The organism is Colwellia piezophila ATCC BAA-637 (genome assembly GCF_000378625.1).
Lineage (GTDB): Bacteria > Pseudomonadota > Gammaproteobacteria > Enterobacterales > Alteromonadaceae > Colwellia > Colwellia piezophila.
On record NZ_KB905161.1, the window covers coordinates 109,069 to 135,020 of the forward strand.

Consider the following 25,952-nt stretch of genomic DNA (forward strand, 5'->3'; position numbering starts at 1 on the left):
CTACTTATGACTCACTGATGATAAACCTATGGCGACTGTCTTAACATTGTTTCTTCCAGCATCTTTGGCGTTATATAAAGCTTTATCCGTTAATTCTATTAAGTGTTTTGCTAAAGTACCTTTTTTTGGAAAAATAGTGCAACAGCCTATACTTACTGAAACATAATCATATATATCTGATCCTTCATGTGGAATTTTCAAACTGCATATCTCAGTACGTATATGCTGAGCAAGGCTTTCAGTCTCTGTCGTTTCAGGCAAGATCACCGCAAATTCTTCACCTCCATATCGGGCAATTAAATCACTAGGCCTATGCACTAAACGCTGAGCAGTACTTGTGATCAGCTTTAAACATTCATCACCTTTCACATGGCCGTATATATCGTTATATTGCTTGAAATAATCAATATCAATTATCAATAATGATATTGGACTATGGTTTCTAATTGCTCTAGCCCATTCATTTTCTAAAAAGTAATCAAAATGTCTTCTATTGGCTATTCCTGTCAGGCCATCAGTTCGAGACATATTAGTTAACTTCTTGTTAGCCTGATTAAGTTTGAAGGTTCTCTTTTTTACTTTTTCTTCCAATTTTGCATGAGCACTCTTTAATTCATACCGTTTAGTAGCAATGACATAGACAGAAAGCCCTAAACTAAAAACAAAAATTAAAAGTGATACAAAAGAATGCCAGTTAGTATCTAAATTAAAAGGACCCACTCTTTGTGCGGTAGCGAATGTAAAACAAAGTGAAGTGGCAAGGACAAAAGCAGTCGCGATTCGCATATTTAAATACAATGCAATTAAAACGCCTAATACCAACAGTAAATATATCGTTGAAGTAACATAGTAGACAGCTGAAACCATCAAAACAATAAAGCTGAATAAAGATAAATAGAGCCATTTTTTTCTATTGATAAAAAGAGCCCCTTTCTTTGAACTCCAGCTTAATAAAAAAGGAACAATAACAAAGTAGCCATGAAAGTCAGCGAGTGCGCCAGATAACCAAATCGAAAGTACATTGACAACTGTGCTATTGGTTGAAAGGGTGGTATATCCACCTATTGAATAAAGAGTAATTAATAGCGCCATATTTAGAGCACTAGGCAAGAGAGTAACTTTTAAAACAAAATCGATGATAAGTCGACTGCTTTCTAGGTTTGCTTTACCTAGATACTTTTTGTAAAGGTAATAAGCGAAGTAGGCTTGAATAAATGTATTTATCGTTGCCGCTAGTGCGCCAAAAAAACATGCATACAGTATTGGGGAATCGTTTAAAGGTGAAATCAAATAAGGAGTGTTGGCAATAAAAGAACCTAGCCAAATAGCTGGCAATATAGATTTTCCATAAATAATACAAGCAGCAAGCCCAATACCTGAAGGTAACCATATTAATGTGATTGAGCCTTCGCCAATACCGGCAAACTCAATACCTACCCAACCGCTAAATGCATATAAAACAAGTACTAGTAGCGATTGACGAACCTTTAACATAAAGAACAGTCCTTGGCCGTTGAGAGACAGTCATATCAGTATAGCAGGAGTTGAATGGTCACCTTTCTCAGTGTGGTTTTTTATCTTTTATGATTTAATCAACTAGCTACCTTCAGTGTTTTCGTAAAAATTTATTTATTAATAAACAAACGACAGTTTAAAATTGAAAATTAATGCTCAAGCTAACTTCATTTTGTAGCCAAAGAGAATCATCGCTACCACAGGCTAGTTGCTGGCATAAAGTAGTATTTTCTCCCGCTAAAAAAATTGAATAAACTCTCGACTCTAATCGAACATTAACATCATTATTCACTGCAAAGTCTTTGTGTACACCAAAACTCATTGAAAGCTTTATATCATCATTAAAGGATCGATTGGGCGCTGAAAAATAAGTGATGCCAAGACCAGTGCTAATCCAGATATTTTGCTGCTGTGATAAAGGGTAGTTACTGCCAAAATGCAAATAATGAAGTTGGATATCATCTTCTGGAGTAGCGTTTAATTGTGACGTTAACAGTGCTGAAGTGAATACTTGTTGATAGTGATTAAAAATAAGGTTGCCATATTGGGGAGGATTTACCTTAGAGGTATTGACCTTAGGTGATAAATCAAAAGAGAGTATGTCGTTATCCTTATCCTCACCGCTAAGGTTAAGATTAAGGTTCAGGTTAAATTTAATTTCTTGTTGCTGTACTGATAGGTCATTATCTTGAGATAACATGTAACCAGAAGACAGTGAAAACTCTAACGAAAAGTCGTCATTGGCCCCGGCAAATAGCGGAAATAGTAAAAATATACAGACAACAAGTTTAGACATAAAACTCTGTACACAGATCAAAAAACGAACAGGTAGTATTACCTATCATGAGCAAAAACACCAGTAATTCGTTTGTTTTTTGTACAGATGCAGCAAGTGTATTCTTTGTCCTTGATAACGCTCATTTTATTAGAATAAGGTATTAAAGTAAGTAATACATAAGTTGCAAAGTCAGTAACATGAGCAAAAGAGGAAGTGACATTTAAGCATTATATGTGCTTATGTGACACCGACCGTTTTATCCTGATCATATTGTCGGTGTGCCGACTACACGCAAGGGGAATATAGACACAGATCTCCTCCTTGCATCCCCCGCGCTGCCCTGCTCAGCAAAACATTCAATCAACAACTAGCGTAAACCTCGATTCCTGCCAATTTATCATCCATGAACAACACCATCCCTCGACGTCAGGACAATAAGATCCTCCATTGTCCTGATGATGAACAAAGCGCTGTTACGTCGAAATACACTTTTTATCATTGAAGAATACGTTTGTTAGCAGCTCCGAGGGATTCCAAAGGGAGAAGAAAGAATGGAGGCTGTCACACTCGTCCTTCTGGGTGTCATCGCCACCGCGACAATATAACTTGAGTGAGTAAAAAAGAGTGAAGTATTTAATTAAAAATGAGAATAGCTATTAAGTGTCACTGACCCCTTTTGTCTTCACAGGCAGCTTCACCTGCCATCATTTGGTAATGGGCGCCATGCTCAGATGCATCAAATCCTTTTAATTTTCCTTAGCTTAAGCAACTATGTTGAAATAATAACGTTAACTGCTAATAAATGAATTAACGCCATCGCTATAGCCTAAAGCAAAAGCTTGATGGATACTTTTATGATTGCCATCAGGGCCGGTGTGTGTGTCACCTAAACTATCAATATCTAAACTAATGAAGCGCTGTAAAAGAGAGCCTTGTTGGTAGCCAGAGTTATAGGCACATTGGCAACACTTATAGCTGCCTTTAGTAGATATTTGATACTCCGCTAAGTTGGTCAGTGAGCTTTCATCTAATCGCCTTTCGTGAACTTGGTTACAGGACATGGTATCTTTCCTATTTATTACCTTTAATGTATGCATCCTAGCAATAGTATTTGACTTAATAGTAGCCTCTGGTCCTTGGTTTACCTCAAGATTTAAGTCTGAGCCTACTGATCGCATTGCTTGCATGATTACTGTCGTCCTCGCCCTTAAAAGTATGAATTGTTCAAGAAAATTAATAACTCTTCTATAAGTTAACTATTCCACAATCAAAAGCAAAAGAACATTACACGACCTTACAACCCCAATGACATTATTGAGAAAATAGTTAAATTGATAAATTTTCATGCTAAATATTGTGCAAAAAATGACAGGCTATTACGAAGATTGATTTATTGGCATTTTCTTATAGGAATTTTTAAAAGACATAAACCGAACAAATAAGCAATGGTTAAACAATAACTTATCGGAAATAAAAACATTGAAAAGTGTGAAAAATAGCGGTATTTAGTAGGCTGTAATTAGCTGACATTGTTTAAGGCACTACTAGCCTGTAAATTTGTACTCAGTTTCCAAGGGTACTAACCCCAAGTATACTACCCACGTATTACGTACCATATAATCTACGTAGCATTTAATCTAAGTTAAGCAGGAATCGTCATGATCAAATATATTAAAGCTTTATCACTCGTATTAGTTTTAGCAGGCAGTGTTTATTTACCAAGCGCTTACGCTGGCAAGACAAACGACATGTTAATCACCATTGCAGAGACTGACCCTGTACTTGTTGACCGATTAAATGACATTGCCTTAAATGATGCCCTGCTACTTAAGAAAATATTACAAATGGCAGATGCAAAAGTTGAACAGTTAGAAAGATTACTTGATTTAGCAGAATATGATCCTGAGACTTTGGATAAGTTGATCACTATTTACAATGCTAAAACGGCGCCAGAGCAGGAACTACAACAACCCCAAATGAGTACGTTTGGAACTATAAATGACGGTGGTGGAATTATCCGAAATTAATTTATGTCTTATTTTACTTCATAAAGTTATAAGTTAATTGGAGCAACGTTCAACATTGGCATTTTTCTCCATTAATTGTTGAAACTCATTTTCTGCACATAATGAATTAAACCAAGGAAGGTTAAACCAAACTATGCCAACATTATTTTTTAATGCTTTTTTAGCATAAAATATAGCTGAAGCCTCTTCTTTCAATAAACTGTAAACGATAGCTGAAGCATAAGATACCTCGCCATTTTCTGGAGCTAAAGCTAAAGCCTTGTTTATGGCGTCAATAGCCAAGTTTGCTTGATTTAGTTGACTATATGCTTGCGCTAAGTTGATTAAATGCTTGACTTCACTTTTGCCTATTAAAATATCAACCACTTGTTGATAGCGAGACATTGCTGAATTTTTATCACCTAATATTATTTCTATATCAGCTAAGTTTAATAAATTAAATGGATTCCTGGGATCTTTATTGAATGACTTCAGGGCAAACTCGAGCGATTTCTGATATTGTTTATTAAGCGTATAAGCTAAACTTAAATTAGTTAAATCCCTGCTACTATTAGTCCTAATGACTATTTTTTCATAGGCACTAATTGCTAAATCAAGCTTACCTTGTAGTAACCAAACATGCGCCTGTAGCTGTCGAGCATTATAGTTATTTGAAACAATGGCTAGTATTGCATTTAAAGTCTTTTCAGCTTTCACCAGGTCTCCCATGCGCCAATAACTAAAGGCAATATTGTTTAAAAGAGTGGTACTAGGTCGAAGTTTAAAAGCATCTGCATATGACTCTGCCGCCTCTTTATAATGTCCTGAGCTAAAATACATAAAAGCTTCAAGCGCTAAAATAGTTAAATCATCTGCGCCTCTTTTTTTCGCTTCTGTAACTTGAAGTTCCGCTGCTTGCTTATCCCCCATATCTGAAGCTAGCCAAAATCGATCTATCGCTTCAAAAGCACTGTAACGATACTCTGGAGGTGAATTTCGTAATAAAACATCTAATTTTTGAAAGTATGTCTTATTTTTTGAATCCGAATATAAATCTAAAGCTGTATCTCGATATAAAGCATAAGCAGCATATAAATAAGGAGAACGAGTTAGCAGAGTTTCAAGTTTAATCAAGCTATCAAGATTATAGTTTCCTTGACCTTTAATTTCGCTATAAAGCGCTATGTAAGCACGATAGTCAGCTTCATCAATCGGCCTTTGTACTAAGTCCGATTGGTTAACCTTTGTATTCTCGGGAAAAAGAGAAGCAAACTGGGTTTGACTAGTGCTAAAAATGACATTAAATTTATCGATGGGTGCTAACCAGTTTTTCTCTGATTTCACCTTCAACATATCACTGTTATTTGGATTAGCAACCAAGCGGGAAAAGCTGACTTTACAGCGGTTATTATCACATTCTAGCTCGGTTGAAATAATATCTGAAGCACCCGTTGCTTGTTTGAGTTTTCTCAAGTCATCAGGATACTCTTTGGTAATCGCATTCACTTCTCGTTGCGAGATTAAATACATGCTTTTAGTATTTATTACCGCTTGTCGTAAAGCATCTTCTACCGCTGAAGTAACTAAGTTTTGCTGCATTGGCGCCATTAATGAGCTGTCTGACAAGGTTGGTTTTAAAATAACAACCTGTTTTGTTTCCACTGCTTGAGACTTATTAAACCAATAAAGAGCAATCGCCGCCAAACACAATAGTGTCATGCTAGTGATGACTATATTGTTCTGTCTAAACCAGGGTGTTGGCAGGTTTTCAGTTGGCTGAATAGCTTGAGTAAAGTCACTGACTGCTGGGCCGACTGATAGCGGCAACTCCCCTAACGGCATTGTTGCTTGCTCGCTTATCTCTGCTTGCATCAGTGCGGTTCTAATGTGCTTTAATCGATGTTCAATAGCACTAGCCGTTAATGTTCGCTGCTCAAGTGGTTGAATTAACATTTCCATAAGCAAATCAGTTAACGCGCTTGGCGCATTTAACATTAAATTTTTGGCATGCTCTGGTGAGTTTTGACAAATTCTAGTGGCAACATCGGTAGCTGAGCCTCGGCCAAAGGGGTGGCTACCCACCATTAATTGGTAAGCAACAATACCGAATGAAAAAATATCACTGCGATAGTCTAAACTGTTTTTTTGTATTTGCTCAGGCGACATATAAAGCAAACTACCGTATTGCACACCTTCAGAGCTATCAGCAAGTTCGTCATCACCCTTTTCTGCCTGGTCATTGTTAATTTCATTGTGTGCGATCAAAGCGATGCCAAAGTCCGTTATTTTTAACAGCCCTTGGTCATTGACTAATATATTGCTCGGTTTTAAATCACAATGAATAACACCGTTTTTATGCGCTGCATCGAGTCCTGCAGAAAATTGCTGCAATAAGTCTAGCTTCTGTATTAGCGTACAGTAGGTTTCCTGCTGAAATTGTGTCAGGGTTTTACTTTTAAAGTACTCCATGACCAAAGAGATATGGTCACCTTCATCATGGACATTATAAATTTGGATGATATTAGCGTGATTCACACGCGCTAATAAGCGTGCCTCTTGCAGGGCATGATTAATGCCATCATCTTTGGGCTGATAGTTTAATTCTTTAATGGCTACGGATCGTTGTAACTGATTATCTTGGGCTAGGTAAACCTTACCCATGCCCCCTTCACCTAATAATCGTTCACGGCTGTAATGTGGTAACTTATTATCCATGTAATACCGTAAGTGATATTTTATCTTGTCCGCGATTCACTATCAGTTCATTACCTTTATAGATACGATAAAAAACACCGGCAAAACGTATTTTTTTACCTTTACGCTCAATTAACTCGTCACCATCACAAGCGCCATCTAGCATATCTCTAAATTGCTGCTTAGCGCGACAAACATGAGTATTAAAAAGGGTGATTTCGTAGCCTAATTCTTTAATTAACGTTTCAGGTAAGCGCCAACCTTGGTTGTCTTCATCGATACCCTTTTTAGCATCTTCATCCCTATGTCTAGCCAAACTCAAGGTTAAGTAATGATGAGCTTTATTCGCTAAAGAGAATTTTTCATCGTCAGTCGTTACCGTTAATTCAGTACTTTCTTCATCTAAACTTAAATTAAAACGATATTTTATCTGATGAACAGATAACTTCGCTTTGGCCATAAGTACGGTATTGTCAGTGAGCGGCGTTAATTTCAATTGCCATTTTTGATTACCAAAAAATAATAAGTCTGAATTTGCTACTGGATAGGCACTACCGTCGGTATCAACGAGAAACTCTTTATACCATTGATCTTTACTGGGTACATAAAACAAGGCAATTTCAGGCTTATCTTCATTGGGTAGTAAATTACCATCTGATAATACAATGGGTGCTGTCGATGCTTGCCCACTGAACTCATCAATAGGCAGTAACATATTTTGCGGTGGACTCAAATCTTGGATAGCATAACCGTGACTTTCACCCGAAGCGAAAAATATTTTATCGCCGACTTTAAGTCTGTGTGGACTATCTTTCACTAACTTTTGATTATTTACCCAAGTACCATTGTTGCTAATATCACGAATAAACCATTGGTTATTGGTCCATTCAACCACAGCGTGTATACGAGATACTTCTTGGGCATTGATAACGGTATCAACGTTAGTTGGCGAGCGCCCAAAACAATGACAGGCATTTAAATAACTTAACGCGTCGTTTTTATTATTTAGATTTAAAATAGCAGCCATAATATGTTCAATAATACGTTGAGTTGTTAATGAGACGCAAAATGCATAGAGAGAAAGGTTGATTGTATATAAATACCCGAGACTCTTCTAGTGAATATCACAAGTTCTGTGCTTATTCCCTAGTTATATCAAAATAGACCTTCGCAGTTACCACTAAACACCGTGCTTTAGCTTGATGTGAGCTCTTATTCAACAGTCAATAAGGGCATCAATATCATAGAATTAGCGTAATAATAAACTAAAACCTTTCATTTCAAACAAAAAAGCAAGTTAATATGCCTTTTTAGCAATGAAAACACCCTAGCTAAAAGCTTGTTATTATTACTAACTATAGAGCTACCCATAAGTAGTGGCAGTTCATTTTCAAACAGGCGTTCGATTTAAGTCAGCATCATATCGGTTTAGTAAACAAAATAGCTAGCCACATCAATATTTTTTGCTACTTACCTGCTACAATAGCAGGTATCTTAGTAGTAATTCTGTATTGACCCTTTATGCCTAAAAAAGCACTCACCATCCGAGAGAAGACCATCTTTGATGGTATTTTCACTAAATTTTTCCTAAAATCTTTTTTTAGCCTCTGGTTTAAATTATCCGGCTGGAAAATTTGTAAAATTGCCCCTGAAGGTGCTGGTGTAGCAATTGCTGCGCCCCACACTTCAAACTGGGACTTTTTTTACGCCCTCGGCTCGGCAATTCTGCAAGATGTTAAGATTTATTTTTCGGTAAAAGACAGCTTATGCAGAGTACCCGTATTAGGCATATGGATGATGTACCTTGGTGCAATACCCATAAACCGCTCTGCCAAAGGCGTTGGTCAAGTTGAACAAATCAAACAATTTATCAATAGCCAAAAGCTAAATCGAGTATTCTTTTTATTTACTCCTGAAGGGACACGTGGCACCGTACCTAAATGGAAAACTGGTTTTTATCATGTAGCTCAGGGATGTGGTTTACCTATATTTTTAGCTAAAGTAGATTACTTAAGTAAAGAAACCGGTGTATTTCATACCTTTAAGCTAACGGATAATAAAGAAAATGATATTAAAGCTATTCAAGCTTCTTATGAAAGCATCCAAGGAAAATTCCCGTTAACACAGTACCCTGCCTATACTGGCCGCATGCCAAAAATATCAGAAACAGAAGCCAAAATAATTAAGGCTATGTACTCATTTAAAGGCGTTGCCACTAAAGTTGAAATTACCGCCAAAGCAAAATTAGGTGAGTTATCTACTAACATGTTAGATTTTTTAGTTGATAAAGGTCTGCTCGAAAAAATGCTTGATGCTAATAATATTGGCGAGCCAAACTATCAATTAACATTTGCCGGTCGAGGTTGCTTCTTGCACTTATCACCCGGGACTTAAGCTCACAACTTAGGCTAGTAAGATGTAACGGCTTATAAAAATTAAAGGCGCTGATGATCAATTATTAATAATTGATCATCAGCGCCTTTTTTATTGCTAAATAGCTGTCTAGTACTTACCTAGTACTTATTAAATTATCTAACAACTGCTTAGCCAAGCAGTTTAGATTAACTAAAGTCTATACCTTACAAAGACCACACTGCTTAAGGGCGGCACACTAAAGCCCTTGGTGGTTACTTTGCTTTGTTTAATCGTGTCATCCGCACCCTTTTTTTGTATTGGGTGTAATTGATAACCTTGGCTGCTGCCCGAATCAAGGTCAGAGCTGAAATCATAGTTAAATGTCTGTGTTTTAGCACTGGTATTAAAGATAACTATTAAGCTCTTATAATTACTATCAACTGCCTCACCAACACTATCATCAATCTTCATCACTAGCAGGCCAAGCTGTTGCACTCGACCCTCCTGAGATACTGCAGCATTGAGGAAACTTACTTTTTTGATAATGTCCTGTTCGCTAGTTAATCTAAATAATGGGCTACTCATACGTATAGCTAACATGTCGGTAAAGATGCTACTGCTTCGTTGGATTTGTTCTGCATTGACCTGATCACGGCCTTGATGTCCTGCTAATACGTGTTTGATCAAAGGCCAGTTAGCCTGATCTTTCTCTGCGGGTGGTAGGCCAACATTATAGAAGTTATCTTGTTTGGCAAAATCAACACGGTTGAACCAATCGCCATAGTCATAACTGTCGCGAAGAAATGACTTGGAACGCATAAACTCTGAGCCCATATGTATAAAAGGAATACCTTGAGCGAATAAAGCGAAAGACAAACTTTGCACATGCATTCTCACCCTATCATCTGTTGATACATCAAACGCTAAGCGGTATTGACTGTTATCCCAAAGCGTTTGATTATCATGTTTGGAAACATAGTTGATTGTATCAGCAGGATCTAAGGCATAACCTGTTGGTTGGTCACCATATGGGATATCTTTGCCTAATATTTTTTCGCCATCAATAACCCGTAAAGGGAAGTTAATTAAATTGCCTGCTAAACCAATACGTAGCTGATCCATTCTTAACGCATAATCAGCACGATTTTCTTTTTCATTTTGCTTATCATTAGGCAAGGTTAATAAGCCATTACCAACACCTTGAGTATCACGGGTATTGTTACCGCCGCCACGAACAGCATCACGTAATCTATCAGAAAAAGTACCTATTTCAGTGCCGCCCAACTCTAGCTGACTGGCTTGAATAAATTGGCTATTACTCGCCACTTCACCAAAGTTCCAACCCTCGCCGTAAAAATAAGTATCACTGTCTACTCGGCGTACAGCTTCCCTTGCAGCTAACATGGCATCTTTTGGTTGGTGTCCCATTAAATCAAAACGGAAACCATCAATTTTATAATCGCGCGCCCAAACGACTAACGAGTCTGTCATTAGTTTTGCCATCATTACACGTTCTGTCGCGGTATTATCACAACATGTCGATTGCTCGATAGCGCCTGTTATCGGGTCTAATCTGTGGTAATAATTTGGCACTACTTTATCTAACACAGCATTAGTTTCTAAGCCCGCTTGATGAGTGTGGTTATAAACGACATCCATAATCACCCGAAAACCCATAATATGAAGGCTTTGCACCATCTCTCTAAATTCTACTAAACGTGGCACACCTTGCGCATTAACGGCATAACTTCCCTCTGGCACTGTGTAATGAAAAGGGTCATAACCCCAGTTATAGTTGTCATTTTCACGTAATTGACTAACTAATTGCTGTGCTTTTTCTCCAGCAACATCATAGCTCTGTAATAATGACCTAATTGACTGTTTTGCATCGTAAGCTTGCTGACATATGCTGATACTGGGTGTAATGGAACAAACCTTAGCCAAGTTATCATCTATATCAAGATGTTTACTGGTATCTTCATTAACCGTAGCAATATCAAAAGTAGGCAATAAGTGAATGTTATTCAGCCCTGCCGATTGTAGTGCTTTTAAATGCTGTATACCGTCAGAGTTACTCTCACTAAAGGCTTTATATTTACCTTTAAATTTAGCATTACTTAAGCGCTGTTCATTGGCACTAAAGTCTCTAATATGGGTTTCATAAAAAACATTATCTTCGACATTTTTCACCGTCGGTATTGGCTGGTTAAGCCAGTTTTCTGGTTGAGTGATAGCATCACTCAAATCGACTACCTGTGAGTACTCACTATTAACAGATAAGCTTAAAGAATAAGGGTCAGTAACCGATAAGGATTCTACTTTTTTTGATACTGGGTGATAAACATCAAGCTGATATTTATAATAAGCATAACTGGCTTGGCTATCTGATATTACCTGCCAAATACCTGTATTGGTATCTTCTACCATGTCAAGCTTACCGCCTGAAATCGCTTGTAAATTGTCATCATAAAGCTGCACCGAAACGGACTGTGCAGTTGGTGCCCATAACTTAAAGCTAACACCCTCACCTTTTTGATTATTGATAATGGTTGCGCCTAAATCTGTCACTTCATTGGCATCATTTTCACCCTGAGTATAAAGCGCATCAATCACTGGCCCAGTTTGCACAAAAGAAACCTTCTGCGCCTGCTGACTTCTATCAAGGGCAACAACCATTAATTGTTGTTTTAACCATGCTTTAGCTTCTACTGGGGACAAGTCAACTTTGAAAGCTTGAAAATCGGCAAGATGAGGGAATTTTTTTGCTAAGTGCTGAGGAAAATCAACCGCCAATAAGGTAATAGCATTAAATTCTTCTTTTCCTGTATTCAGAAATTGATATAACACCTCTTCGGTACTTTTAGGTAATACCAATAACTCAGGCGTTAGCCAATGGGCTGAGCTATCACTGGCTTGCTTAGCGAACTCACTAGCAATAGCAGCATTTTTTTCAGCAACAACTGAAGGTGAATCTAGCTTTTGAGCATTTTCACCGCAAGCAGTTAAGGATAACGATACTGCTAATGTTGCGTAAGTTAACAAGGAAACCGAAGACTTTTTCATGATGATAATTCTATTAATTATTCGTGAATACTAACTTACTTGTTCAGCTAATATAAAAGAACTAATTTTATAATTTTGCATACGTATTCAATATCCCCCCCCCCTAATACTCTATCCTGCTAACCAAGTTTTAGCGGTCTATCAAGCCAAGTATGTGATGGCGATTCGCCCATTTCTTGAAGGTAATCTTTAACGAATTTGATAAATAGTTGCGTGCGTTTGGGTAGGTCTTTTCTTTTTGGATAAACAATAAAGACTCCTGAATTTGGAAAGTCATCAAGTTGTGCCACAACCTTCATCTTGCCAGCAACGACTAAAGCTTTCGCGGTAAAATGAGGCATAAGGCTAAGGCCTAGACCTTCAGCGCACATTTGCGCCATGGCCTCACCATCATCAACAATGGTTATGTTTATCGGTTCAACATTAATGTGGCAACCTTGATAGGAGAAATTTATCGGCATTGTCCTACCTGTTTGTTTGAAGCGAAATAAGACCCAAGGTAAAGCAGCCAGTACTTTATTCGAAATATCAATATCTCTGCTGGTTACTAACTTATTACCTACTCCATTGCTACTGACACCCTCATTACTGATGCAGAGAACAAAAGGCATGGGTGACAGTTTTTGTGCCACCAAGCGGCTGTCATTTAAAGTACCACTACGAATAGAAACGTCGACTGCATCACTAATCATATCAACATATTGATCATTAAAACTGACATCTAGCTGGATTTCAGGATAGGCCTGTTTAAACCGGCTTAACATTGGCAGCATATACATACGACCATACGAGACCGGTAAATTAATTTTCAGTGCTCCACTGTAACTATTATTGTCTGATTTTAATTCTTGCTCACACGACTCTAATTGTTGATAGAGAGAGCCAACAGTATCTGCATACTTCTGCCCTGCTGAGGTCAAACTTAATTGCCGAGTAGAGCGATAGAGCAATTGCAAGCCGAGCTGATCTTCTAACCTTTTAATAGCTTTACTTACCGTCGATGGATCTGTCGAGTGTTTTTTGGCTGTCGCAGCAAAGCTGCCAGTCTCGATAGTCGACATAAACAAGGCGATCGTTTTAAACTTATCCATAATGTTTGCAATCAATGAATGTTATTAATGAATTATATTCACTAATATAATTCATTATCCGCACTTCTGATAATTATTATTTGACGTAAACTACTTTTCATTGAAAGTGTTAGCAGTAAAAACCTACAAATAAATTTACATGAATAACCTTTCATGGCGATGCCACATGCTCAGAGACTTACAGCGACTCGTCATCTTCAAACTAATTATCAAAGGGTTCTTTATGTTCATGTTAAAACGACTGTTATTGTGCATTTCACTGGCATTATTCATCAGCTCAGTTTCCTTAGCTCAAGCCAGTAATTTATCAAAAGAGTTATTAACCATGCCAATGACACTAACCACGGGAGAAGTGGTTACCTTAGAGCAATATCAAGGTAAAAAACCAGTCTATTTAAAGTTTTGGGCAACCTGGTGCAAACCCTGTATTGAGCAAATGCCGCACTTTGAACAAATTAGCCAGCAACATGGCGACAACTTAGCTGTTATCGCTATTAATCTAGGGATAAATGATAATTTAGCTGCGGTGCAAAAAGTGCAGCAAGAGTTTAATTTATCAATGCCTATGGCTATCGATAATAGTGGCGACTTAGCGCAAGCGTTTCGGTTACTCGGTACCCCGTATCATTTATTGTTTGATAAACAAATGAATTTAGTTCACCTTGGTCACAAAGCAGATTCAGTGCTTGATAACAAGATTGCCCTGATAAGTACTGAGCAACAACTTGATTTACTGGCCGATAATGCCATTACAGAAACTGCATTGCCACTTGAGTTAGGGCTTGATGACAATAAAATACAGGCGCTTTTATTTACCGCTACTTGGTGTGATTGGTATTTTAAGGACTCTCGCCCAAGCTCATCACAACAATGCATAGCGGCACAAAACTCAGTCAATAATTTAACCCAGCAGTTTGACAATATCGCATGGCAAGGCATCATTTCAAGACTTTGGACTGGTCCAGCTGAACTAGCGAATTACACTAAGAAGTATCAGGTAAAGCATGCCATTGCGATTGATGCTAACAATGGCATGTTTCATCAATATGCTGTAAAAGAATTACCGAGCTTAGTCATTATAAAAGATGGTGAAGTCATATTAAGAACTTCTGACTTTTCCGACTCTGAAACTTTAGCTGAACAAATATCCAAGCTATAAGTAGAGTAATACCAGTAGATTTCGGTCCAATACTAAAATAAAAAAAGGCTTGCTGATTTACTCAGCAAGCATTTCTGATTAACCTTTAAAACAAGTTCAAGGTCTATTTTATTAGCATGTTATTCAGGTTTGATTGTTATGGCTGGCACTGCTGAATAATTAAACTACCTACATTCGCGCCCTGTGCTGGGTTAGCGTCATTAAGTGTTAATAAAAAGCTGTAACTACCAGCTGCTAACGTAGTTTGGTTATTGTCAGTTCCTGCATTGTTATAAGCAATAGGATAACTGACACCTAAGGTTAACTGTTCACCATTAATTTCAGTGCTACCTTCAGCTTGTGCCCATAACTGCGTAGTCCAACTACCATCACTTGAAGCAAGTTTAAAGTTCATTGCCCCGTCGAAGTCAGCTACGGCTTGATAGATGTTATTACCTTTGTAATGTAAACGATAAGCTTCATCAGCGCCCCAACCAGAATGGTCACCTTTAACATAAAGCTCACCATCACCTGCAATAGAAAAAGGTATAGCGTCAGCTGAATCAACTAAAGCACTACAATCAACTGTGGGTGAAACACTACTAATAGTTAATATCGGATTGTCACCTGATGCTGATGCATCAAGGGTAAAGGTAAAGCTACCTGCAGTGGCAACGGTAATGTCCATGCTATTAGCATTGTCGGTAACGACAACAACACTTGAACTACTGTTAACATCACTAAAACCTAAATCAACAGCCACTGAATCAATAGAGGTAATGGTAAAGGTTTGCAGGCCTGAGGTTAGCGTAGTATCTACACTATAAACACCATTACCCTGGTAGGTAAAAGTATCGGCAGCAACAAAGCCATCCGCACCATCGTTATTCATTGAGCCACGCACATAAAGGGTGTTATTTCCGTAAGGAGGGATATCGGGTGCGTCACGAGTAACTCCCGCAGATAAACCAGCACCTTGGTCAGCGCCCCGTGGTTTAACAAATACGGCAGTGGTTAATGCTGGCACAGTAAAAGTACCGTCACTTGCGCCAGCACTAAAGCTTGCTGTTTGTACCGCAGTATCCGCAGAGGTTTGTTGTACGCTGTGTAATTCAAAACCACTAGCCGTTGCCACTGTATGTGACTGTTCACTTGCTGTGCCATTAATCACTACAACAATAGCATCATTGTTTGTGTCTATATCGGCGAAGCCAGTACCATCATCAAGACTCATCACAATTAAGCCCTTGGTTTGATTGGTACCGGTATTATGAAATCCAACACGGTCGTAAACATCTTGCGCGGTAGCTAATCTAAATAATTTACTGCTCGCACGAATAGCCAAAAACTCATTAAATACTTGGCTGGCAAAGGCTATATGATGAGCTTGTACTGTCGTCTCGGCATTCGCAACAATAGCTTTTACATCATCAACATTTTTACCATCATCAATCTCTATCGGTAAGCCAACATTCCAGTTGTTAGACTCTTTAGTGAAATCGACCAAGTTATACCAATCACCATTGTCATAGCTATTTTTATCCATTGATTTTGAGCGAAGTAAATCACCACCGATCTGTAAAAACGGAATACCCTGACTTAATATCGGCATAGTAATCGAGATATTTTGTGCACGTACCCTGTCGTCAACCGCCATATCAGTCGCTAAACCATACTGTAATTTATCCCATAAGGTTGAACCATCGTGCTTAGAAACATAGTTGATGATATCCGCAGGATCTTTAGCGTAAGATGATTGAGAGAAGTCTTTGCCTGATTTAGTGTTACCCGCTTTATCTTGTAACTGATAATCTTGCAAGGTACCCGATAAACCTAGGCGCATAATATCTTGGTCGTTTAAGCTAGCATCGTCATTAAATAATGAAGCACCGCGAATAGTATCACGAGGTCTGTCGTTGAACGTACCGACTTCAGTACCTGCCATTTCATATTGACCAGCTTGTTCATAACCTTCATCTGGACGAGACCAACCTTCGCCATAGAAGTAAGTATCAGCATCTACCGCTTTAACCGCAGCAAGCGCATTAAGAATAGAGGTTTTTGAATGACTGCCCATAATATCAAAACGGAAAGCGTCAAACTTATATTCTGTGGCCCACATTACTAATGAATCAATCATTAGCTTATCCATCATGCGGTGCTCTGTTTCCGTATCATGACAACATGTAGCATTCATCACATTGCCGGTTGTTAAATCACGACGGTAATAATAACCCGGCACAACTTTATCAAGCACTGAATTATCCCAAAGACTAGAAGTATTGGTATGGTTATAAACCACATCTAACGAGGTTCTTAATCCCATATCATGTAAGGCTTTGTTCATTGAGCGCATTTCTATAATACGACTTACGCCATCAGCATCGGTGGAAAAATTACCATCGGGTGCATTAAAGTGCTTAGGATCATATCCAAAGTTATATCCATCTATACCTTGTATGGCTTTAGTTAATAGCTTTGCTTGTTCTGTACTCGGGTCATAGCTTTCAAATACTGATAGCAGTGTGTCTGCACTGTCTTCAACACCACAAACTGGCGCATCAGCTTTAAGCGAACAAAGCTCAGCGACCGTATTGGTTAAATTAATTTGCGCAGAAAAATCTTCATCAACACTGGCAATGTCATTAGCCGGGAGAATTTGAAAATGTGTTAATCCAGCGGCAACCAAAGCTTTTAAATGAGTCACGGGGACTGAATTTTCTTCAGTAAATGCTAGATACTTTCCTCGATTAGCTTCACTGGTACTGACATCACGAATACTAAAATCACGGATATTCCCTTCGTAGATAATTGCATCTTCAATACCTGCAATAACAGGAATAGTATGAGTATCCCAATCAGCCGGTTTTAAATCTGCGTCCATTAAGTTTACAAATTGAGAATACATGCCATTGGTAGACAGTGAAACGGAATAAGGGTCTGTTGTCATCAGCGTTTCAAACTTTTGATTAGTATGATGATATACCGTTAGTTCGTAGCGATAAAAGACTCTATCGTTGGCAATTGGCGTAGTGAAAGACCACACACCGGTAGCACTATCAACGACCATGGTTTCAGTGCTTTGCAGCTCTTTCGTGTCATTATAGATATGTAACGAAACTTGCTGCGCCGTAGGAGCCCAAAGACTCGCGGTAATATCAGTGACGGTATAAGTTAAGCCCAACTCAGCTTCATCTGCATCACTGTTGCCTGCAGTATAAAGCGCATCAAGTACACGCCCTGTTTGTAGATAAGTGGCCGCTACTACTGTGTTATCACTGTTATAAGCAATAGCAAGCAGTTTACCGGTAAGCATTTGCTTCGCTTTAACACTATCAGGGTTTGATGCTTCAAACATATCAAGTGTATTATAACGTGGCATACCTAAACTATTAGCCGAGTTAGTGGCGGGTAAAAACTCGATAAAGTTATCACCACTAATGCCTGTTTCACCGTCATAGGCTAAATCATCTACAGCAGAGCTATATACTCTAACTTTGCTAACGCTGCTTGGAGCATGGTGCCAAAACACTGTATCTAATGTAGTCCAATGCGCTGCAGTATCGTTAATAAGCACACCTGAAGGCGGTAACGTTGGCACTGTAAATACCTCATTAACACCATCAAGCAACCAGATCATACGTTCACCAGATAAGGCGACTTGCTGGTCGGCATCATTTGGCGCTTTGTTATCACCTTTATGCATGATGTAGTTCACACAATCTGATTCAACAGCATCACTTTTTAAGCTAACAACCCAATAAGCACCGTAGTTTGCATCGTCACCTGTTTTGGCTACCGGAGCAGACCACTCGACTACAGCACCATCATAGGCGGTACATTCAGCAGCATCATCTACCCATAAATGCAAACCCCAACCAGTATAAGTATTATCAGCTCGATTATAGAAAATAACTAACTCGTTTTCTCCTGCGGTAACCACAGGATCAGGTAAAGCATTCTCTGCTTCGACAGTGATAACTACATCTTGATTATTCGTTGCGGCACTTGGATCTGAAACGGATAAATTAGCGTTATAGCCACCTGAAGATTGATAAGTAACAGTCGTTGATGTTGTCGCTAAACAGTCTGAAATAGTAACACTTGCTATGCCTTCACCAGGGTTTAGCTCACATGATAAAGCATCATCATTTGCATCAGCTACAACCCATGAAAATGTCACGTCTAATGTTGAGCTTGGGTTAACTGTCGCCGCAAAGGAAGTAATAGTTGGCGCATCATTGGGAGGGAGGGGCCCGCCAGTTACTGGTCCGCCATCATCTGAACCGCCGCCACAGGCAACTAACCCCGAAGAAAAGGCGGTACATATTAATATCTGTTTAAAGCTTGTTGTTAACATCAAAAGTCAATCCTATTTTTATATTATGACTTTATGCTAAAGCTTTGATTAACTATTGAACAGTGACTACATACGTATTCACTGAGGAAGTTGTAATTACTGTGAAACAATATCTAGTAAGCATGTGAAAATGAGTTAATTCAAACTAGCTTTTACCTTTGACAAATGCGCCTTAACCTTTGGTAACACATCATTTACGGTAACATTATCAGGATCAATCAACAGCACTGATTCTAACCAAGGCAGTGCTTTTTTTAATTGCTTCTGCTCTAAATACGCATGACTGAGTGCTAATTGGTAATTGATATTGTTACTTTCAATGTCAATGGCACGCTTTAAATACCGCAACGCTTGCACTGATTGTTTATGTTGAATCAAGGCTGTTCCAGCTCGATAATTATGAGCGGCATCAAATGGCATGGCATCAGCAAGTAACTTAGCGGATTTAAGATAGAGTACAGGGTCATTTTTCTTTGCATAATTTAAATTTTCTGTCGCGATAGCTAACCAACCGATTTGGCGTTTATATGCTGATAGACCTAATCGATCACTCGGCGTTTTCACTAAGGGCAAGCTAACTTTCTGGGGCGTTTTGGTAAAGGGATAGTCTGCCATTAAACTAGCAATTTTTGCCTTGCCCCAATAAACCTCAGCATCAAAAACAGGAATATCGTTCTCTGCTATTACCGTGCTAATCGTTTGCGGGAACTTGCCAAAAACATTTGATTGTTCAAGTGCTTGATAAAAGCTATCGGCAATAACAAAGTAGCCTTTAATTGTCGGATGCAAATGTTCTAACATCAGGGATTTACCAATAATCCCATGCTCAGCTGCATTCATTAACGCTTTATTAGCATCAACAAAGTACACCGACTCTTTTTTCGATAATTCCACGATAATATCATTGATTGCACTAGGTGCTCTAAAGCGCAATAAATCGAAGTCTCTTGCTTTAATAAAAGACAATTTAGCTTGTTGATAACTGCCTTGCGCTAGTAAATTTTTGCCTTGTTTATAATAAAAACCCGCACTTTGTTGATAAGGCTTTCCTGCAGCAGCCTTATCATCAATGGACTTACCAGTAACAAAAATCTCACTAGATGAAAAAGGCGATTGATCGGCTAAGTTACTGGAAATTGTACTAATAAATACCGGAATGCCTGCGGCTTGATATTTAGCAATAACCCGACTTATATTATTTTCAAATTGCGTTAAACCTGCCTGATATAATTCAGAGCCATAAGGAATATTTTTATGTTTAGCCACTTTAGACATAAAAGTACGCGATTTTTCTGCATTTTTTGGCACACTCGTTTTAGTAAATTACCAATAAAGGTTTTGTAGCAGCTGGAAGATTCTGGAGTTTTTTAACTTTAGATACAGCAAGGTTGCAGCAGGTGAGTTAGCCGCTGTATAAGCAGAGCCCACGCCCAAAATACCTAAATACTCATTATGCCCTGCATAAATAAGTACGGCGTCTGGTTGCTGTTCGATAATTTCATCAACAAAATCTAGCACTGTATAACTATTTACCGCCGCCAGTGCGGTATTAATCACTTCGACGGTTCTATCAGGAAAACTTTGCTTTAAACGATAATCAAGCATACCTGCTATTGAGGCGCCATAGCCAAAAGGAAAGCCTGCTGCGGTTGAGCCCCCTTGAACAACAATTCGCAAGGCCTTTTTAGGTTTTTCCTTTAAAAAGAAATTAGTTTCAATCGTTACTGATGGCGCAGATGAGCCTTCAGGGAAATACCGTTTTACTACATCAGGACGCGGTAATAGGTACTGAGGTGCTGTACTATTGTCAGCTTGAGGATAGTCAATAAAGAGTGGTATTTCTCTACCATAATCCACCAAGCGTAAGCCACCTTCGACTAAGCCGAAAAAGGCGAAAGGTATAGCCAAGGCGATTAATTGATAAATTCTTTTTTTACTTATAACTGCTTCACTTATAAGTGCTTTATTCATCATTGGCTCATTACCTTAGCATTCATATTCCTACCTATCTCACTACCTAGCTCACTACTCAGTTTACTATTGGTTTTATTATTCATTCGGTGTTATTCAGACGTTGTTGAACACTCGCCTTATGCTGCAATATTTTTTGCTTTTGCGGTGATGACTCAACCACGAGACTATCGGCTTTTTCCAATAACAATAAACTTTGCGCGTATTCTTTTAAAAAAAAGTAGTCTTGCGCTAACGCTAAAATATAGTGAACATTTTCCGCTTGTTGTTGAAAAGCTTTGTTGTGGTAATAACTGGCCAACGGCCAATCTTTTAACTGCTGATATAACTGACCTGCAATATAAGATGCTTTATGATTATCAACCATCGCGGTACTAATTGCCCCGGCAATTTTAGCCGCCTGTGGCACTTCTTTTCTTTGTTGATATTCAACTAACAATTGTTTTTGAATGGTTAACCAACTCTTTTTTTCTATGCGTTTTATTAACGCCTGTTTTTCAAATTTTCGACTCGTGGGTAAAACGATATCTTTTTTACCTGGGTTCATTGATGAAGTAAAGGGAAAGTCATTAACGAGATTATGAATAACAAAATCACCATAAAGCGCATCAACAGCGCTAATCGGAATGTCGGCTCTCGCCTTATCTCTAGAGTAAGTCTCTGCTGAAGGAATTGTTGAAGTGGTTAGTGAAATAGCGGGGACAATAGCTGTTGTTGAGACAATGACGTTATGCTCGGTAATATAGTCAACAAAAGCTTCCGCCAATAAAAAATAGCCTTCAATAGTAGGATGTAAATGCTCTAGTATGAGCTTATTACCAACGATACCTTGCGTTGAATTCTCATTGAACATCGCCTGAACGTCAACCAAACCAGCACCATATTGCTTAGTTAACGACTCAATAATTACATTGAACTCACTTGGCGCTCTAAAACGCAATAAATCATTATCTTTGGCTAAAACAAAGGCCTGCTTAGCTTCTGAAAAACGCCCAGACAATTGTAAGTTCAGTGCTAATTGATAATAATTCTCCGCCTTTTTATCGACAGACAAACGACTATTTAATCGAGCTATTGCTGGTGCAGCATTATCTTTGCTTAAACTGCGGTTAATCTTTTGCCAATCAACCTTTTCTACGCTAGAGAAAGGCACTTGACCACTTTCATTACTCACCAAGTTACCTAATACTACAGGAATACCTGCGGTTTGATATTTTTGTAATATCAACGACATATTTCCGGTAAATTGCGTAATACCTTGTTGGTATAAATCACTATTTAGTGGGATTTCTTTCTCTTTTGCCACTTGCGACATTAAGGTTTTATTCAACTTGCTCGGTTGTGTGTCAGGGGAGAAGCCAAAGGAATAAAGCTTTTGTAATAGCTGATAAATGCGCCAGCCTTTAAACTTTAAATGCATCAGGGTCGCAAAACGCCCACCTTTGGCTGCAAAAGCACTACCAACGCCCATGATGCCCAGGTATTCATTATGCCCAGCATAAATAAGTACCAGATCTGGTTTCTGTTCAATAATTTCATCAACAAAATCAAGCAGAGTATAACTATTGACGGCAGCCATAGCCGTATTAATAATTTCAATTTCTTTATTAGGATAAAGTCGTTTAAACCGCTGCGCTAACATACCTTGCAGTGATCCCCACCGCCCATAAGGAAAGCCCGCAGCAGTAGACCCTCCTTGAATAAATATCCTAAAGCTTGCTTCACTTTTCTCTTTTTTAAAATAAACCGTATCAGGACTCACTTTGGGGGCTAACGTTTCATCTGAAAAGTAACGATTAATGACTTTAGGATTAGGCTGTAAATATAACGTTGGTTGTGTTTTGTTTGTTGGTTTTTCAATAAATAGCGGATAGTCATCACCAAAAGAACTCAACCTTAATGTTAGCTCCAATAATAATAAAATAATAAAAGGAATGGCGATTAAAATGAGATAAAAGCTTAGCTGCTTGGCAAAATATGTAGACTTTGTTCTGGACAATGTATTAGGCACTGTAATTGATGCTCGCATCACTATTTAATCAAGCTTAACACCCTACTTAACCGCACATTTTTTTGCAAGATAAAGCCCATTGAATACGTTTGCAACACATGGCTTTTAGCTTTTTATTATGTCTATAATCGAACGATAGTTATTATTACTACCAAGTACCATAGCAGACACAATATATGACCACAAAAATACTCGGTATCTCAGCTTTTTATCATGACAGTGCAGCGGCAATCATCATTGATGGCGAAATAATTGCAGCGGCTCAAGAAGAGCGTTTTTCTCGAAAAAAGCACGATCCAGCGTTCCCTGCTCAAGCTATTTTATTCTGCTTAAAAGAAGCCAACTGTAAGGTAACCGATCTAGACAGTATTATTTTTTATGACAAGCCACTATTAAAGTTTGAACGTTTATTGGAAACCTACTTGGCTCATGCTCCGCGTGGTATTCGCTCTTTTATCCGCGCTATGCCTATTTGGTTAAAAGAAAAACTATACTTAAAAAATGTACTTAGACGTGAATTACGCTTACTTGCGGGTCTAGATAAAAAGGCAAAAATCCCCCAGTTACTCTTTAGCGAGCATCACTTATCACATGCTGGCTCAGCCTTTTTCCCAAGCCCTTATACTGACGCTGCTGTATTATGCTTAGACGGTGTCGGTGAGTGGGCAACGTCTTCAGCTTGGCAAGGACACAACGACCGATTAACACCACTTTGGGAAATTCAATTTCCCCATTCATTAGGGTTATTATATTCAGCTTTTACATACTATGCTGGCTTTAAAGTAAATTCGGGTGAGTATAAGTTGATGGGACTAGCTCCCTTTGGTGAGCCTAAGTATGTTGATGATATTTTCAAACATTTAGTCGATGTTAACGATGACGGCAGCTTTGTCCTTGATATGTCTTACTTTGACTTTGCTGTTGGCAGCACAATGACCAATAGTAAATTTCATCAGCTGTTTGGTTCGACACCTCGAACAAGTGAGTCAGAAATATCTCAAAAGGAAATGGACTTAGCACGTTCTATTCAAGTAGTTACCGAAGAAATAGTACTTAAAATAGTTCAGCACTTATCTACGCTAACCACGAGTAAAAATTTATGCCTGGCCGGTGGTGTCGCCTTAAACTGTGTTGCCAATGGTCGTATTTTACGAGAAGGGGCTTTTGATAATGTCTGGATTCAACCTGCAGCAGGCGATGCAGGCGGCGCTTTAGGTGCTGCATTAGTTGCTTGGCATCATTACTATGACGGTAAAAGGTATAAGGGTGAAAAGCATGCAGCTAAAGATCAGGCCACTCTAAGCGAGCAAAACGACCAAAGCGAGAAAAACACAGTAAAAATCACCGATTTAATGCAAGGAGCCTATCTTGGCCCTAGCTTTACTAACGATGAAATATCGCAAATATTACAAGCAAAAGAATTGCCTTTTAGTCAACTCTCCGACGACGAATTATATAGAAAAACAGCACAACACCTCGATGAAGGTAATGTTATTGGTTGGTTTCAGGGCAAGATGGAATTTGGTCCTAGAGCCTTAGGCAATCGTTCAATTTTAGGTGATGCAAGAAATCAAAAGATGCAGTCAGTGATGAATTTGAAGATTAAATATCGTGAATCATTTCGTCCTTTTGCCCCGATTGTATTAGCTGAAGATGTCAGTGATTATTTTCAACATCAAGGCGCTAGCCCTTATATGTTGATTGTTGCTGATATTAACGATGAATTAAGGTTGCCCATAACTGAAAACTTACAAGGTATTGAAAAGTTAAATCAAGCCCGTTCAACCTTGCCTGCCATTACTCATGTTGATTACACCGCAAGATTACAAACAGTACATAACGAAACCAATCCCAAATTGCATCAATTGCTCAATACCTTTAAAAAACGCACTAACAGCAGCGTATTAATTAATACCTCTTTTAATGTCCGTGGCGAGCCGCCAGTGTGTACACCGGAAGATGCAATAAACTGCTTCTTAAATACTGAGATGGACTATCTTGTGATGGAAAACATCCTGTTATGTAAGACAGAACAAAGCCAAGCAGCACTAGATGCCGCTAAACAGAATCAATTCGAGTTAGACTAATGAGTAAATTATCTTCCGCTAAAAAAGACATGAGTACTAGGGCTAATAGTAAAGCTAGTAGTAAGCCTAAGATGAGTAACCAAGAGCTCAAAGCCTTTGGCATACTTATGGCGTGGGCCTTCCCTTTATTTATTGGCGTGATTGCACCATGGCTATTAGGCGCGGGGTTGCAGTGGTGGACTTTATGGGTAAGCGCATTTTTTATTAGTTTATCTTTGTTAGCACCTAACCTCATTTACTTTCCTTACAAAGTTTGGATGTTTATTGGCGGCATAGTCGGCTTTATTAATACCCGTATTATCTTGGGAGTTACCTTCTACCTGTTAATTTTTCCAATAGGATTAATTTTAAGCGCATTTAATAAATTACAGTATAAAAATAAATGCACTAGCCATTCAAATTATGTAAAAAGAACAGATAAATTAACAAAAAAACAATTGGAGAACCCGTTTTAATGATTGAATTTATTACTGACCTGTGGGCATTTTTACGCATACGTAAAAAAATGTGGTTATTACCTATTTTTGTAATTTTAGCGCTACTTGGTGGCCTAGTGGTTGCTTCACAGCAATCTGCATTAGCAACGTTTATTTATACCTTGTTTTAAGCTAGAGAGCTTAATACATTAGCACTTAAGGTAAAAATTTTAAGGCATAAAAAAGGCTCTGTGGTAGTTAAGTGTTGCTGAGTAAACAAGCGAGACGCGTAAACCCATCCATGGGGCTTACACAAGCATCCATGCTTGTGATACTCACTTTTATTACTTCAGCAACGTATTATCTGCCAACGTTCAGTGACTGCCAATCACTTAAAATCGCTTGCATGGCTGAATAGGAACCAGAAGACAAAAGCGCCAAGTCTGCGTGATAAAACCCTGAAATGA

At 38.5% G+C, this 25,952-nt stretch carries 17 protein-coding genes; 6 read left to right on the forward strand and 11 right to left on the reverse strand.

What is annotated here, in order from left to right:
* From F580_RS25365 to F580_RS0103865, 3 genes are all read right to left on the reverse strand, one after another.
* Complete coding sequence (locus tag F580_RS25365; RefSeq protein ID WP_019026371.1) at positions 1-1,494, reverse strand: sensor domain-containing diguanylate cyclase; 1,494 nt, start codon at positions 1,492-1,494, stop codon at positions 1-3.
* Positions 1,495-1,651: 157 nt separating this feature from the next.
* A complete protein-coding gene (locus F580_RS0103860) occupies positions 1,652-2,311 on the reverse strand; it encodes a hypothetical protein (protein ID WP_019026372.1) in 660 nt (219 codons plus the stop codon).
* 770 nt (positions 2,312-3,081) lie between these two features.
* A complete protein-coding gene (locus F580_RS0103865) occupies positions 3,082-3,354 on the reverse strand; it encodes a hypothetical protein (RefSeq protein WP_157442992.1) in 273 nt (90 codons plus the stop codon).
* Positions 3,355-3,951: 597 nt separating this feature from the next.
* Here F580_RS0103865 and F580_RS0103870 point away from each other — a divergent pair.
* A complete protein-coding gene (locus F580_RS0103870) occupies positions 3,952-4,320 on the forward strand; it encodes a hypothetical protein (protein ID WP_019026374.1) in 369 nt (122 codons plus the stop codon).
* Between the two features lie 33 nt (positions 4,321-4,353).
* Here F580_RS0103870 and F580_RS0103875 read toward each other — a convergent pair whose 3' ends face one another.
* Positions 4,354-7,014 carry a serine/threonine-protein kinase gene (locus F580_RS0103875; RefSeq protein WP_019026375.1) on the reverse strand — a complete coding sequence of 887 codons (2,661 nt, stop codon included), beginning with the start codon at positions 7,012-7,014 and terminating at the stop codon, positions 4,354-4,356.
* Entirely contained in the window at positions 7,007-8,020 is a 1,014-nt protein-coding gene (locus F580_RS0103880) for an FHA domain-containing protein (RefSeq protein WP_019026376.1), read from the reverse strand. Before F580_RS0103880 ends, F580_RS0103875 begins: the two co-directional genes overlap by 8 nt.
* A gap of 494 nt (positions 8,021-8,514) precedes the next feature.
* Between F580_RS0103880 and F580_RS0103885 the strand changes: the two genes are divergently transcribed.
* Entirely contained in the window at positions 8,515-9,387 is an 873-nt protein-coding gene (locus tag F580_RS0103885; protein ID WP_019026377.1) for a 1-acyl-sn-glycerol-3-phosphate acyltransferase, read from the forward strand.
* 171 nt (positions 9,388-9,558) lie between these two features.
* Here the strand turns inward: F580_RS0103885 and pulA are convergent, their stop codons facing one another.
* Positions 9,559-12,411 (reverse strand): pullulanase-type alpha-1,6-glucosidase, encoded by a 2,853-nt coding sequence (pulA, locus tag F580_RS0103890; protein WP_019026378.1) that lies wholly within the window; start codon positions 12,409-12,411, stop codon positions 9,559-9,561.
* 119 nt (positions 12,412-12,530) lie between these two features.
* On the reverse strand, positions 12,531-13,502 hold the full coding sequence (locus F580_RS0103895; protein WP_019026379.1) for a LysR family transcriptional regulator: 972 nt from the start codon (positions 13,500-13,502) through the stop codon (positions 12,531-12,533).
* Positions 13,503-13,725: 223 nt separating this feature from the next.
* Here F580_RS0103895 and F580_RS0103900 point away from each other — a divergent pair, with 223 nt between their 5' ends.
* The gene (locus F580_RS0103900) at positions 13,726-14,661 is read left to right on the forward strand and encodes a redoxin domain-containing protein (protein ID WP_019026380.1); all 936 of its coding nucleotides are present in this window, start codon (positions 13,726-13,728) and stop codon (positions 14,659-14,661) included.
* Positions 14,662-14,797: 136 nt separating this feature from the next.
* Here the strand turns inward: F580_RS0103900 and F580_RS0103905 are convergent, their stop codons facing one another.
* The 4 genes from F580_RS0103905 to F580_RS25380 form a co-directional block, all read right to left on the reverse strand.
* Positions 14,798-19,000: an alpha-1,6-glucosidase domain-containing protein gene (locus tag F580_RS0103905; RefSeq protein ID WP_019026381.1), complete on the reverse strand. Its 4,203-nt coding sequence runs from the start codon at positions 18,998-19,000 to the stop codon at positions 14,798-14,800.
* Positions 19,001-19,135: 135 nt separating this feature from the next.
* On the reverse strand, positions 19,136-20,308 hold the full coding sequence (locus F580_RS25370; protein WP_019026382.1) for a tetratricopeptide repeat protein: 1,173 nt from the start codon (positions 20,306-20,308) through the stop codon (positions 19,136-19,138).
* A gap of 15 nt (positions 20,309-20,323) precedes the next feature.
* Positions 20,324-20,974, reverse strand: coding sequence for an SGNH/GDSL hydrolase family protein (locus F580_RS25375; protein ID WP_019026383.1), 651 nt, complete (start codon positions 20,972-20,974; stop codon positions 20,324-20,326).
* Between the two features lie 79 nt (positions 20,975-21,053).
* Positions 21,054-22,982: an SGNH/GDSL hydrolase family protein gene (locus F580_RS25380; protein ID WP_157442993.1), complete on the reverse strand. Its 1,929-nt coding sequence runs from the start codon at positions 22,980-22,982 to the stop codon at positions 21,054-21,056.
* A 176-nt stretch (positions 22,983-23,158) separates the two neighbouring features.
* On the opposite strand from F580_RS25380, the gene F580_RS0103925 reads away from it, so the two are divergent.
* From F580_RS0103925 to F580_RS26560, 3 genes are read left to right on the forward strand one after another with little or no spacing between them, the layout of a single operon-like run.
* Positions 23,159-25,069, forward strand: a complete 1,911-nt coding sequence (locus F580_RS0103925) for a carbamoyltransferase family protein (protein ID WP_019026385.1) — start codon at positions 23,159-23,161, stop codon at positions 25,067-25,069.
* A complete protein-coding gene (locus F580_RS0103930; protein WP_019026386.1) occupies positions 25,069-25,524 on the forward strand; it encodes an SxtJ family membrane protein in 456 nt (151 codons plus the stop codon). Before F580_RS0103925 ends, F580_RS0103930 begins: the two co-directional genes overlap by 1 nt.
* Positions 25,524-25,676, forward strand: a complete 153-nt coding sequence (locus F580_RS26560) for a DUF5989 family protein (RefSeq protein ID WP_019026387.1) — start codon at positions 25,524-25,526, stop codon at positions 25,674-25,676. Before F580_RS0103930 ends, F580_RS26560 begins: the two co-directional genes overlap by 1 nt.
* The last annotated feature ends 276 nt before the right edge of the window (positions 25,677-25,952 follow it).

Bases quoted from the DNA above. Each gene is read 5' to 3' on its own strand.
- F580_RS25365 (WP_019026371.1), bottom strand. From the start codon at position 1,494: ATGTTAAAGGTTCGTCAATCGCTACTAGTACTTGTTTTATATGCATTT.
- F580_RS0103860 (WP_019026372.1), bottom strand. From the start codon at position 2,311: ATGTCTAAACTTGTTGTCTGTATATTTTTACTATTTCCGCTATTTGCC.
- F580_RS0103865 (WP_157442992.1), bottom strand. From the start codon at position 3,354: ATGTCCTGTAACCAAGTTCACGAAAGGCGATTAGATGAAAGCTCACTG.
- F580_RS0103870 (WP_019026374.1), top strand. From the start codon at position 3,952: ATGATCAAATATATTAAAGCTTTATCACTCGTATTAGTTTTAGCAGGC.
- F580_RS0103875 (WP_019026375.1), bottom strand. From the start codon at position 7,014: ATGGATAATAAGTTACCACATTACAGCCGTGAACGATTATTAGGTGAA.
- F580_RS0103880 (WP_019026376.1), bottom strand. From the start codon at position 8,020: ATGGCTGCTATTTTAAATCTAAATAATAAAAACGACGCGTTAAGTTAT.
- F580_RS0103885 (WP_019026377.1), top strand. From the start codon at position 8,515: ATGCCTAAAAAAGCACTCACCATCCGAGAGAAGACCATCTTTGATGGT.
- pulA (WP_019026378.1), bottom strand. From the start codon at position 12,411: ATGAAAAAGTCTTCGGTTTCCTTGTTAACTTACGCAACATTAGCAGTA.
- F580_RS0103895 (WP_019026379.1), bottom strand. From the start codon at position 13,502: ATGGATAAGTTTAAAACGATCGCCTTGTTTATGTCGACTATCGAGACT.
- F580_RS0103900 (WP_019026380.1), top strand. From the start codon at position 13,726: ATGTTCATGTTAAAACGACTGTTATTGTGCATTTCACTGGCATTATTC.
- F580_RS0103905 (WP_019026381.1), bottom strand. From the start codon at position 19,000: ATGTTAACAACAAGCTTTAAACAGATATTAATATGTACCGCCTTTTCT.
- F580_RS25375 (WP_019026383.1), bottom strand. From the start codon at position 20,974: ATGATGAATAAAGCACTTATAAGTGAAGCAGTTATAAGTAAAAAAAGA.
- F580_RS0103925 (WP_019026385.1), top strand. From the start codon at position 23,159: ATGACCACAAAAATACTCGGTATCTCAGCTTTTTATCATGACAGTGCA.
- F580_RS0103930 (WP_019026386.1), top strand. From the start codon at position 25,069: ATGAGTAAATTATCTTCCGCTAAAAAAGACATGAGTACTAGGGCTAAT.
- F580_RS26560 (WP_019026387.1), top strand. From the start codon at position 25,524: ATGATTGAATTTATTACTGACCTGTGGGCATTTTTACGCATACGTAAA.